Origin of the sequence: Vibrio nigripulchritudo ATCC 27043 (assembly GCF_000222685.1) — a bacterium.
Lineage (GTDB): Bacteria > Pseudomonadota > Gammaproteobacteria > Enterobacterales > Vibrionaceae > Vibrio > Vibrio nigripulchritudo.
Map to the genome: position 1 here is coordinate 16,925 of NZ_AFWJ01000146.1, position 12,081 is coordinate 29,005.

The 12,081-nt window shown below is 44.5% G+C and carries 8 protein-coding genes; 5 read left to right on the forward strand and 3 right to left on the reverse strand.

Annotation, left to right across the window (positions count from 1 at the left end; genetic code table 11):
- Positions 1-54: 54 nt before the first annotated feature.
- The gene (locus RH89_RS13165; protein ID WP_004402580.1) at positions 55-1,005 is read right to left on the reverse strand and encodes a lipid A deacylase LpxR family protein; all 951 of its coding nucleotides are present in this window, start codon (positions 1,003-1,005) and stop codon (positions 55-57) included.
- 224 nt (positions 1,006-1,229) lie between these two features.
- Between RH89_RS13165 and RH89_RS13170 the strand changes: the two genes are divergently transcribed.
- Entirely contained in the window at positions 1,230-3,110 is a 1,881-nt protein-coding gene (locus RH89_RS13170) for a methyl-accepting chemotaxis protein (protein WP_004402581.1), read from the forward strand.
- Positions 3,111-3,182: 72 nt separating this feature from the next.
- Here RH89_RS13170 and pflB read toward each other — a convergent pair whose 3' ends face one another.
- On the reverse strand, positions 3,183-5,459 hold the full coding sequence (pflB, locus tag RH89_RS13175; protein WP_004402583.1) for a formate C-acetyltransferase: 2,277 nt from the start codon (positions 5,457-5,459) through the stop codon (positions 3,183-3,185).
- A 287-nt stretch (positions 5,460-5,746) separates the two neighbouring features.
- Positions 5,747-7,291 carry a DUF3360 family protein gene (locus RH89_RS13180; RefSeq protein ID WP_004402587.1) on the reverse strand — a complete coding sequence of 515 codons (1,545 nt, stop codon included), beginning with the start codon at positions 7,289-7,291 and terminating at the stop codon, positions 5,747-5,749.
- 545 nt (positions 7,292-7,836) lie between these two features.
- Between RH89_RS13180 and RH89_RS13190 the strand changes: the two genes are divergently transcribed.
- The 4 genes from RH89_RS13190 to RH89_RS13205 all read left to right on the forward strand — a co-directional run bounded on the left by RH89_RS13190 (position 7,837) and on the right by RH89_RS13205 (position 12,078).
- A complete protein-coding gene (locus tag RH89_RS13190) occupies positions 7,837-9,351 on the forward strand; it encodes a hypothetical protein (protein WP_004402591.1) in 1,515 nt (504 codons plus the stop codon).
- Between the two features lie 259 nt (positions 9,352-9,610).
- On the forward strand, positions 9,611-10,381 hold the full coding sequence (locus tag RH89_RS13195) for an ABC transporter ATP-binding protein (RefSeq protein ID WP_004402594.1): 771 nt from the start codon (positions 9,611-9,613) through the stop codon (positions 10,379-10,381).
- A gap of 63 nt (positions 10,382-10,444) precedes the next feature.
- Entirely contained in the window at positions 10,445-11,212 is a 768-nt protein-coding gene (locus tag RH89_RS13200) for an ABC transporter substrate-binding protein (protein ID WP_022550232.1), read from the forward strand.
- Between the two features lie 125 nt (positions 11,213-11,337).
- Complete coding sequence (locus RH89_RS13205) at positions 11,338-12,078, forward strand: ABC transporter permease (protein WP_004402600.1); 741 nt, start codon at positions 11,338-11,340, stop codon at positions 12,076-12,078.
- Positions 12,079-12,081: the final 3 nt, after the last annotated feature.

The window sequence follows — 12,081 nt, forward strand, 5'->3', positions numbered from 1 at the left end:
CTTAGTGAATGATTCTTATTTGAAATGAACTGAGTAATAACTGTTTATAAAACATCAAAATAGCCAGAAAAGCGAAAGCGAGCCAGTACCGTGGAAATCAAACTGATCTTCTTTGAAATCGGGAGTCTTGAGCGAGAAAGTCAGTGATGCACCAACGTCTTTATAATGAGCTAATCCTCCTAAAATCGCTGTAGACTGAAAGTGAGTTACAGAAACAGGATATTTCTCATCTGGTCTTTGACCTGTAATCGTAATGTCGTTGTGTCGGTACCTTGCTTCTAAGCCAGAAAACAAGAACCACCCAGAACGTCCATCATCCAGCCTCAGCCTGTGAGCGGGATTGTCGTATTTTATTGCAATGGAGCCAAAGGAATTGCCCAGCGCATCACCCCAGCGAAAGAGCACGCCACTGCCTAATTCAGAGCGGAAGTTTCCCAGTTCCAGACGATTCGTCCAGGATATTTCTGTTTCTCCAAGAAGCCCAGAGCTGCGGCTAAGGAGTTTTTGATGTGAATAGCCCAATTGGTAAACAAAAGATTCTTCGATCTGATGCTCCCATCCTCGCGGTTTAGGGGAGCCGATAATGTCATGGACAAAAGTTTGGGTACTGTCTGCCTGAGCATTACGTCCCATCACTCCCATGAGAACATGAATATTTTGGTAGGTATTGCTGTCTCCTGAAGCCAGATGTGAGTCCAGGTAGCTCAAACCGGCATAAGGGCGTTCATTTGGTTTTTGGGTGGTAGATTCAATATCGTCAGGCGTCCAGAGCTTTTGCCCGAAATCGATACCAAAGTAGAGACGATCGCTACTTTTATCAAACCAACTTAGATAGCTGGGTTCGCTTTCTAGTTCAGTGGAAAATCCGAGGGTAATGCCGCTGCTGTAATCCCTGTCGCTGGTTACCATGGAGTCGTTATCCATGGTCAGAGACCAAAGCGTTTTGGCGTGAGAAAAAAGAGGCGAAAGTGCCAAGGAAACAAAGAGAAGTGACGCAGTTTTCATAGCAATTCTACTCCTTAGCTATCGAGCTCATAATAGCAATGTGAACTGATTTCATTTTTTATGCAATTCAGCCAGTAACAGTTTTGAACATCCTCACGTAAAAGGAAGTGTTAAAAATTAATTGATGGAAATGTCAATTGTCAAATGTTAGAAAAATGTAAATACAACCAAAGTGCTTGGCTTTTGTTGTGTTCTAAGTTTTTTTATCCGAAAAGGAGGGAGTGATGAAAAGCTTTGCGCTCTCACAAAAGCAAAAGGTATGGATATATCTGGCGGCTTTGATGGCAGGTTTCGTCGGGTTGTCTTTGTTTATTTCAGTCAAAATTGGAGCGGTTACTGGACAATATAAAAAACAAAGTGACATTCAAGAAGGAGTCTCTCAAATTAGCGAAACTCAGATTGGACTTCTGGAACTGGCCGCTAGGCTAAATAACTTAACAGTTGACCAAGTACCTGAAATTAAAGCTTTGCTAAGCACTATTTCTGAAAAAGCGGAAGCAAAGAAATACATTCTTTCAGACGTTGGGCTAAATCAGGGAGCCGTGGAGTTTGTGGAATCGGTGTCCGCTTACAAAGCAGCCATGTCTCCGTGGTTGTCCATTCGTGAAGAGATGGGATTTAACGTTGATGATGGCAAGTTGGGACAACTTAAGCAACTCGCCAACACCATTGAAGCAAAAATTGCAGAAACAGGCATGGTGAGCATCAATTCAGACTTTCAAAATATGGTCAAAACGCAGCAAGCGTACTTACTTCAACCTAACGAAGAGAATTTGAAGTTTTTTAACCGTGCGTTAGCGATGTTTATCAATATGTCTAACTCGTATGCCATGCTCGACCTCTATGAGAAGGAAGTTGAATTGTTTAAGGAGCATTCTGCTCGGGTGAGTGAGTTGTCGGTCGAACTGAAAACAGTCGAAGAAAACTTATTCATACGTCAACAAGATGTTCAGAAAACGGTCTCTAACCTGGCAAAAGAGATGAATATCATTAGCGCCCAGTTCGGTGAGGCGGCGCAGCAAACTTCCTCAACCGTTCAGTTTTCAACGCTGATTGCCTGCCTGATTCTAGCCCTGTTTACGCTGTTCATTTTTGTTTCTCAAAACCTCTCTATTTCTCGCTCTCTAAAGAAAGTAACAGAAATGCTGGAACGAATTTCTTCAGGTGATCTTTCAAAGAGAATGCCCGTTTCTTCAAACAAAAATGATGAATTTAACCGTCTGGCCATTAACATCAATCTGGCTTGCCAGCATCTTGGTGAGTTGGTTAAGGGAGTGCAACAAAGCAGTACAGCGCTTTCGTCTAATGCAACGGAATTGAATTCCGGTCTAGATGATTTGGTTGCAAGTCAGCACGACGTTGTTGTACAGACGCAAGTGCTTGCTTCGGCAACCGAAGAAGTGAATGCGACGACCCAGGATGTTTCAGGTAGTCTGGAACTTGTGGTTAAGGTGAGCGAAGAATCCAGTAAATCTGCACAAAAAGGTGCCTCGGTGATCACCAGCGCCATTGATTCGATTGAAGATATTGGGGAAATTCTTGGCAACGCGGCAAGCCATATCAAGTTACTGGAAGACGCGTCATCAAAAGTCGATTCTGTTATGGAAATCATCAATGGTATTGCAGAACAAACTAACTTATTGGCGTTGAATGCCGCGATTGAAGCTGCCAGAGCAGGGGAGCAAGGGCGTGGTTTTGCTGTGGTTGCCGATGAAGTTCGAAGCCTGGCCGTAAGAACCGTAGATGCGGTGGCAGAAATTTCCGGAACCATCGAGACAATGAAAAAAGAGAGCGCCGAGGTGATTCAGTATATCGGGCAGTCTGAAGTTTCTATGCGAAAAGGACGTGAAAAAGGGCACGAAGCCATGGAAGCATTACGTTTGATCACCGAGCAGGTTAGTGAAGCAAGTGAACAGACGGAAGGTATTTTCCAGGCAATTCGGGAGCTGGCTGCTACAAGCCAGTCTATGGCAGACAGTATGTCGCAGATTTCCGGTTCAATGAGTACTATTGAGGACAACAACACTCAATTGCGTCAAACCAGTGGTCGGGTAGATGAACGCTCTGGCATTTTGATGCAGGAATGCAACCAGTTTTCAGTGTAGCCATCAACATATCATTGCAGAAAAACAAAAAGCCCCGCATTTGCGGGGCTTTGTCATTGGTAACTAAGAATCTTATAGAGACTCAGTAAATGTACGCGCGATTACGTCTTTTTGCTGCTCTACAGTCAGAGAGTTAAAACGTACAGCGTAACCAGATACACGGATTGTCAGCTGTGGGTAGTTCTCTGGGTGCTTAACTGCGTCTTCTAGAGTTTCACGGTTAAGTACGTTTACGTTCAGGTGCTGACCACCCTCGATACCCTGCTCGTGGTGGAAGTAACCATCCATCAGACCAGCCAGGTTCGCACGTTGAGAATTCTCTTCTTTACCTAGTGCATTTGGCACGATAGAGAATGTGTAAGAGATACCGTCTTTCGCATCAGCAAATGGCAGTTTACCGACAGATGTCAGAGATGCTACTGCACCTTTCTCATCACGACCGTGCATTGGGTTTGCACCTGGTGCAAATGGTGCACCTGCTTTACGACCATCTGGTGTTGTACCAGTCTTCTTACCGTATACCACGTTTGAAGTGATAGTAAGGATGGACTGAGTAGGAACTGCATCACGGTAAGTCTTAAGCTTACGGATTTTACCCATGAAGATAGAAACAAGTTCACAAGCCATGTCATCAACACGTGCGTCGTTGTTACCAAATTTAGGGTAGTCGCCAGAGATGTCGAAGTCGATAGCAATGCCGTCTTCGTCACGGATTGGCTTAACTTGACCGTACTTGATCGCAGACAATGAGTCAGCAGCAACAGAAAGACCTGCGATACCACACGCCATTGTACGGCGAACGTCACGATCGTGAAGTGCCATTAGAGCTGCTTCGTAGCTGTACTTGTCGTGAGAGTAGTGGATAGCATTTAGCGCAGTCACATATTGCTTCGCCAGCCAGTCCATGAAGTTGTCCAGACCAGCCCAAACTTTGTCGAAGTCCAGAACTTCATCAAGCATTGGTTCAGTCTTAGGACCAACTTGCATCTTAAGCTTCTCATCTACACCGCCGTTGATAACGTAAAGTAGAGTCTTGGCTAGGTTTGCACGAGCGCCGAAGAACTGCATGTGCTTACCGATAACCATTGGAGATACACAACAAGCGATAGCGTAGTCATCGTTGTCGAAGTCAGGACGCATTAGGTCATCGTTCTCGTACTGGATAGAAGAAGTATCGATAGATACTTTCGCACAGAACTTCTTGAAGCCGTCAGGTAGTTGCTCAGACCAAAGTACAGTGATGTTTGGCTCTGGAGAAGGACCCATAGTGTATAGCGTGTTTAGGAAACGGAAGTTTGTACGTGTAACAAGAGTACGACCGTCAACACCCATACCACCCATAGATTCTGTTGCCCAGATTGGGTCGCCAGAGAATAGCTCATCGTACTCAGGAGTACGTAGGAAGCGAACCATACGCAGCTTCATTACGAAGTGGTCGATCATTTCCTGAGCTTGTTCTTCTGTGATGATGCCAGCAGCGATATCACGCTCAACGTATACGTCTAGGAAAGTCGAAGTACGGCCCAGAGACATCGCCGCGCCGTTTTGAGATTTAACCGCAGCCAGGTAACCGAAGTAAGTCCACTGGATTGCTTCCTGTGCAGTAGTTGCAGGACCAGAAATGTCGAAGCCGTAAGACGCTGCCATTTCTTTCAATTGACCTAGTGCACGGTGCTGCTCTTGAAGCTCTTCACGCAATTGCATGGTCATTTGTAGATCGTCACCACCTTCAAGTTTTTCTTGAGTAGAGTGGAACTGAGCGACCTTGTCCTTCATTAGGAAGTCTACGCCGTATAGAGCGACACGACGGTAGTCACCAATGATACGACCACGACCGTATGCATCAGGAAGACCAGTCAGAACACCAGACTTACGACATTTTAGAATATCTGGAGAGTAAACATCGAAAACACCTTGGTTGTGTGTTTTTCTGTACTCTGAGTAGATTTTAGAAACTTGTGGATCTAGTGTGCGACCGTACGCTTTGCATGATCCTTCGATCATACGTACACCGCCGTTAGGCATGATTGCACGCTTAAGAGGCGCCTCAGTCTGAAGACCAACAATGGTTTCTAGGTCTTTGTTGATGTAGCCAGCATCATGAGAAGTGATGGTAGAGATAACTGAAGTATCGAAATCAACAGGTGCGTGAGTAGCGTTTTCCTGTTTGATACCTTCCATTACCTTAGCCCAAAGCGCATTCGTTGCTTCAGTACCTTCAGAAACTAGGAAAGATTCGTCACCTTCATACGGCGTGTAGTTCTTTTGAATGAAATCACGAACGTTAACTTCGTTTTGCCAATCGCCTTGTGCAAAACCTTCCCAAGCTTTAGCAAATTGCTCTGCCATGACATACCTACCTTTTTAGTAGAAAAAACACGTACTGTTTTTAGCCGTTGAGCCAGCTACCTCCTACGGGGAGGGCAGTACACTCTTTATGAATAACAATATGAATAGCTTCGCTTTTTTCGTCTTAAAGCTATACATATTGTCACTAGTTTTAAGATTCTGTCTCTTTTCTTCAGTTCCAAGATAGTCTAAAAAAAAGTTGCAAACCTTAAACTAAATCAATAAATCCTAAAAAAAATCGATAAAAATTGGGTGGCAATTGTTGCCACCCACAAATTTATTTGAATTTAAAGCCAGGCTTTGATGCCATATTGGCTTTCAAGCATACCTACCGCTAGCATAGCAATCAGACAGATAACCAGTACACCACCTGGGATCACAACTTTGTCGACGAAAGAAAGCTTCTTCGCGCGCTCTTTGTCACCAATTAGGCCGTTGTTATCCAGAAGCATTGTGATAGCCCATGCCAGAACAGGGTTAACCACGGCACTACCAAAGATACAGATACCAGCTGCTTGTGAATCTTTCGTGTCTTTCACCATCTGCATGCCTGCTTCAAGCAATGGAAGGAATACACCAACCAGAAGAGCAACACGCATGACAGGAGGCCAAACAGCGACATCCATTGGGAAACCAAGAATCGCGACAGCCATAACAATCAAGCCAAGCAGGATTGCACCACCAGGAATAGGGCGCTTGGCGATAGCAGCTGGGATCATGTACGTACCCCAAGAAGAAGTGATGTTACCACCACCGACTGCTGTACCAACCATCTGACGAATTGAACACATGGTCATTGTGTCATCGACATCCATAAGTACTTTTTCAGTACGCTTAGGGTAGTTAAGCTCTTGGAAAATACGGTGACCAAGGAAGTCAGGAGACCACATCGCTACCGCCAGAATCGCAAATGGCAGTGATGCAATGAAATGCTGAAGCGTTGGCAAGCCAAGCTGCCAGCCCGTTTCCGTGCTGCCCCACCAGTAAACAGGGTTTAGGTTAGGCAAGCCCATTTCAGTTTCAAATTTCAGGTCAAAGCTTGCGCCCAATGCTAACGCAACGACCAGACCAACTGCCGCACACACTGGAATTGCCAGCCAGCGCATGTTGATTTTGGCTAGAAATGCATAAATAACGATGGTAATTGCGAGTACAACCAACCCGACATAACCCATGCTGCCTGCAGCCACTTCCGCAGATTCAAGACCCGTTGCCCAACTTTGAATTGAACCGATCTGGCTCATGGTTCCAGTAAAACCGAGGAATATCAGGAGACCACCAGCGGTGCCTTGGGAAGTTAAGTTAACGAGTTTAGAACCGCCCTTGAAGTAACTTAAAAGAAGACCAAATACCCCAAGAAGAATGGCAAGCGCAAGAGGGTGAGCACCGGCTAAAGCAATGGTGCCGATGAGCGGGATCATTGGTCCGTGGTTACCTGCGAGGTTAGCACGAGGGTTAATGAAACCGGATGCGAGTACACAGAAAAGTAGAGCAGGGATTAGCATTTCAACACGAGCAACTTCAATGGCAAATTCTTTACCTAAATTGACGTGTTCCCAAGCGGCGGACAGACCATCTGCCCACGACATCATTACCGCTGAATACATGGCAATGATACCGATTGTGCCAGCAAGTGCTGGAACTAAATCTTCCAATTCAAAGCGGAAGTCGCGACCGGGAAGGTTCAGACCATAGCGGCGAGGCTTCATTATTTGAAGTTCATGGTCTAGATAATCTGAACGACTCTTGAACTCTGAAGCTGGTTTGTGCAGCTCGCTATAGCTTTTCTCATCCATAGCGTCTGAGTTGTCTGTTTTGACGGCGTCGGACATAGATTCCTCGTTTTCTTAAAGTTAGTAATTCTTTAAACATTGAAACAACCGCAAATAAGCGGTTGCATTCGCTAAACTGTGGCACGAGCTATGTGGGCTAGTGTTGCACAATATGAAACTCTTTTGTTGATTAAATTGTTGTTTTTTGTATTCGTTCCGAGTGTATCAACGGGCCTATTTAGCATGATTGATCTTGATCACTTAAAGGCTATTGTTGAAATAAAACTACAACATGATGCTAATAATGCGTGTACCTGCATCAAATTATGTAAATTGGTTACGGTTATTTTCGAAAAAATACAAGTTATGCGAAGCATCTATCAGCCAGAGAAATAAAAATATGATCTTTATCATTAACGTGATGTAAGGGATGAGAAAGTGAGCAGAAATTGGTTCGGCTGTTTGAGGCTATCTAACAGCGCAACGTACTGTTTTTAAGCTAATTTACAATGATGCTCTTTTCTGGCTTGGTTTTTGCTCTTTCATTTCTCAGACAGAGAAATGAAAGAGTGGTGGCAATGGCTTGCCGCTCATGAGGGGAAAAGATGACAAAATTCAAATTCAGTGTTGTTGCTTTGGCTACAGCCGTTATTTTGTCTGGATGCGGTTCAGAAAGTAAGAGCAGCACAGGCAGCAACAGTAAACCACCCACACCACCTGCACCGACGCCGACTCCGCCGCCTGCACCAACAATCTATAATTGGCAGCTTGTTAACCTGCGTTCAGAAGTGCCTAGTTCAGCAAATGCCGATTGTGCTGTTTACGCCGTAGACACGAATGACAGTTCAAAGCGCATCTATGCGTACCGTGCGACACAAAATGTGGTGATTTCAATACACAACTCAGTTGGTAAACTGGTAAAAGAACTCGCCCCCAACGCTTATGGCACAGTAAGCATTAACTATGATGACATTCCAACAAATGGATATGTCACTGTAGAAGAAGTGGACGGCTTAATTGGTTCAGGAAGAGCTCTGTATTCTTATTCTGTTGAAAAACCATTTGTGAACAATATGGTCTTCAACTTACGCAAGCCTGGCGCTTACTCTTGTTATTATACTGGTGAGGGGCTACCTGCAAGCGTCACCCCTGATGCTAATGCTGGTGTAACAGTAAATGCACCTGCGACGAAATATGTGCAATCGAGTTATATCGATAAAGGCACTTCGGGAGCAGTGGCAAATTTTCCAAACAAAATTCCTGTTATCGCGCCAATTCCGGCGACAGAAAAAATCCTACTCACACAGTATGAAACCTACACCAGTTCTCAGGCGCTAGATTTACGGAACTACGCGTTTGTTGGCGGTGACTTCGCACATAATCAGAACACTCACCCCGATAGCAAAACGGTTACGCTTTCCGACACCAATTTAGTCCAGCCAGGTTTAAGCTTTACGGACTTAACCTTATCCAGTGGAAACGAGGTAGAAGTGTCTCACAATGGGCATCTTTATCAGTGGCAGCCAATCTATCAGTCAAGCTCAAACTTTTCATTTGTCGATGGAAACGGTCCATTCAGTGCATGGGCGATGAAAATCAACGGCACAACAACGAACGGGTCTTGGGCGTATAAAGGAATGTATCCTGTTAATTCAACCGCGAAGACTATCACTCCGCCGACTCTGACTAATTTTGCCGCATCGGTTACGACAGCAAACTGCAGTGGTACACACTGTGTAGAAAGCCAAGGGTATACCGCTTCAAATTACAATATCCAGCGTGTTCATGTCCGTTCCAATACGTCGGATGGAAGCAACTATTACCAAACGATTATCTCAATGCCCCGTAGTACTCAGGTACTGATGGAGAGCAAGTATTCAGCGCTAGCTCCATCTTCTTCCAACAGAATAGAAATTGGGTTGGGATCATTAAGTGAGACAAGTTCAGCAATGACTCAGCACTTTATGTCCAACTTTATTGATGTCCAAAATTTGGCATCAGGCACGGCGAGCAACAACTTCGACGTAAATGGTCCGGTAATACAGCCTTCATCTGAAAAGACGCGCTATATTTCATTAATGGGCAAAACAAGTGTCACGCTATCAAATAGCGTTAACTGATGAAGATTGTGAACTGATGGTTTTTCAAGTTCACAAAAATTAACCTTTAAGAGCCTCATTATTGAGGCTCTTTTTACATCAATATCCAGAAAAGCTGAAAATAAACTCTGGTGGATGCATAGTTATTCAGATATATTGTCTGAATAATAAAAACTTTAAAGTTAATAATATGTTGCAAGAAGGTTTCTTGAATGCTAGCTTGTAACACACTTAGAGGTCGGAGTACCTTGCAGTCGGAATTACACAGGGAGTTAAGCGCATGAAGGATGTAATCGCGCTGGATATAAAAGAACTGCACAAAACGTTCGGTCAGAACGAAGTTTTAAAAGGCATTTCGCTTGAAGCTCACAAAGGGGATGTCATTTCCATTATCGGCTCTTCCGGTTCCGGTAAGAGTACCTTTCTTAGATGTATCAATCTTTTAGAAACACCAACTGCTGGTGAAATTTGGGTCAATGGAGAATTGATTCAGATGAAAACTAACCGTCGTGGTGAATCTTTACCCGCTAACGAAAAACAAGTTCAACGAATCCGTTCTCGTCTGGCAATGGTTTTTCAGGGGTTTAATCTTTGGTCTCATTTGACCGTTTTAGAAAATGTTATGGAAGCGCCAGTTCACGTATTGGGTGTACCTAAAGCAGAAGCAAGAGACAAGGCAGAAGAACTGCTAAAGAAAGTCGGTCTCTATGAGCGCAAAGATTATTACCCAGGGCACCTGTCTGGCGGTCAGCAACAACGCGCCGCTATAGCTAGAGCACTGGCGGTTGATCCCGAAGTTATGCTTTTCGATGAACCTACATCGGCGCTTGATCCAGAATTAGTTGGTGAAGTGCTTGGTGTTATGCGTGATCTCGCTGAAGAGGGAAGAACCATGCTGGTGGTCACTCATGAGATGGCATTTGCCCGGGATGTTTCTAACCACGTTATGTTTTTGCATCAGGGTTTGGTGGAAGAACAGGGAGATCCATCTAAACTGTTTACAAACCCTGAGTCGGAAAGACTTCAGCAGTTTATCTCTTCTATTTATTAAAACCAGTCTGATAAGACTAATTAAAACAAACACAACATTTAAACCATTCACAGGAGTATGGATATGAAAAAATGGTTACTTGCTGCGACTTTGGCAGCGACAGCTGTTGCAGGTACTGTTCAGGCGAAGGATTGGAAAACGGTACGCTTTGGAATTGAAGGTGCATACCCTCCATTTAGCTGGACGGAAGCCGATGGTTCGCTTAAAGGTTTTGATGTCGACATGGCGAACGCGCTTTGTAAAGAGATGGCAGTGAAATGTAAGATCGTCCCACAAGACTGGGATGGCATTATCCCATCACTTCTGGCACGCAAATACGACGCTATTATCGCAGCAATGTCGATTACTGAAGAGCGTAAAAAGAAAGTCGATTTCACAGGCAAGTACGCACTTATTCCTAACAAATTCATTGCTAAGAAAGGTGCAGACATTGACTTTAGCAGTCTGGATGGTGTGAAGATCGGTGTACAACGTGCAACCACGCATGACAAATATCTAACCGATAACTACAAGAAAGTGGAAATTGTGCGTTACGGTTCGTTTGATGAAGCTTACCTGGATCTAGCAAACGGTCGAATCGCTTCTGTGTTAGGTGATGCATCTGCACTTGAAGAGGGTGTGCTTAACAAAGATGGCGGCGACGCTTATGAGTTTGTTGGTCCATCTTTGACAGACCCTAAATGGTTTGGTGACGGTTTCGGTATTGCCGTTCGTAAACAAGACAAAGATCTGACCAAGAAGCTGGATGCGGCAATTCTTGCTCTACGTGAGAAGGGCATCTATCAGGAAATTGCAGCTAAGTACTTTAAGTACGACGTTTACGGCGAGTAATCGCTGACTTTTCTTCTTAAACAGAAGGCAACAATAATAAATGCAGAGGCAATGTGTGCCTCTGTAACTTTAATGCCCTGAGCAATTTTCGCCTTCTGCAGCTCGTTGTATTACTGGATGTAAATATGCTGGATCTTCAAGGATACGAAGTCTCAATTTTTAAGGGAGCGCTACTTACCATTGAAGTGGCTGTTCTGTCTCTTATTCTTGCCATGTTCCTTGGAATGTTAGGGGCACTGGCGAAGTTAGCTCCATACCGCTGGGCACGTGCAATCGCGACGCTTTATACCACGGTCATTCGCGGTATACCTGATCTCGTGCTGATGATGCTGATTTTCTTCGGCGGACAAATACTACTGAACAACAGTCTCTACTCAATGAATGAGTGGCTAAATGAATGGATGACCTCAAGTAATCCAGACCATGAGTGGGTTTCTTACCTTCCAGATTATGTTGATGTCAGCCCGTTCATTGCTGGGGTACTGACGATAGGCTTTATCTTTGGTGCTTATATGGCAGAAACTTTCCGTGGCGCCATTATGGCTGTGGATAAAGGAGAGTTAGAAGCAGCGAAGGCATATGGGATGAGCAGTTTCTTATCTTTCCGCCGTATTCTGCTTCCACAAATGATTCGACACGCATTACCGGGTTTTGGCAACAACTGGTTGGTCTTACTAAAAACCACTGCACTGGTGTCAATTATCGGTCTTGAGGATATGGTACGTGTGAGTTCACTGGCCGCTGGTTCGACAAAAATGCCGTTTACTTTCTACATGACGGTTGCCGTAATCTTCCTTTTCTTTACCAGTGTATCAACGGGTTTACTCAAGCTTGTTGAGCGCAAATTCAGTATTCACGCGAGGTAAACC

Excerpts from the sequence above, each read along its gene's own strand:
- RH89_RS13180 (WP_004402587.1), bottom strand. The coding sequence starts at position 7,291 with ATGTCCGACGCCGTCAAAACAGACAACTCAGACGCTATGGATGAGAAA.
- RH89_RS13165 (WP_004402580.1), bottom strand. The coding sequence starts at position 1,005 with ATGAAAACTGCGTCACTTCTCTTTGTTTCCTTGGCACTTTCGCCTCTT.
- RH89_RS13190 (WP_004402591.1), top strand. The coding sequence starts at position 7,837 with ATGACAAAATTCAAATTCAGTGTTGTTGCTTTGGCTACAGCCGTTATT.
- RH89_RS13200 (WP_022550232.1), top strand. The coding sequence starts at position 10,445 with ATGAAAAAATGGTTACTTGCTGCGACTTTGGCAGCGACAGCTGTTGCA.
- RH89_RS13205 (WP_004402600.1), top strand. The coding sequence starts at position 11,338 with ATGCTGGATCTTCAAGGATACGAAGTCTCAATTTTTAAGGGAGCGCTA.
- RH89_RS13195 (WP_004402594.1), top strand. The coding sequence starts at position 9,611 with ATGAAGGATGTAATCGCGCTGGATATAAAAGAACTGCACAAAACGTTC.
- RH89_RS13170 (WP_004402581.1), top strand. The coding sequence starts at position 1,230 with ATGAAAAGCTTTGCGCTCTCACAAAAGCAAAAGGTATGGATATATCTG.
- pflB (WP_004402583.1), bottom strand. The coding sequence starts at position 5,459 with ATGGCAGAGCAATTTGCTAAAGCTTGGGAAGGTTTTGCACAAGGCGAT.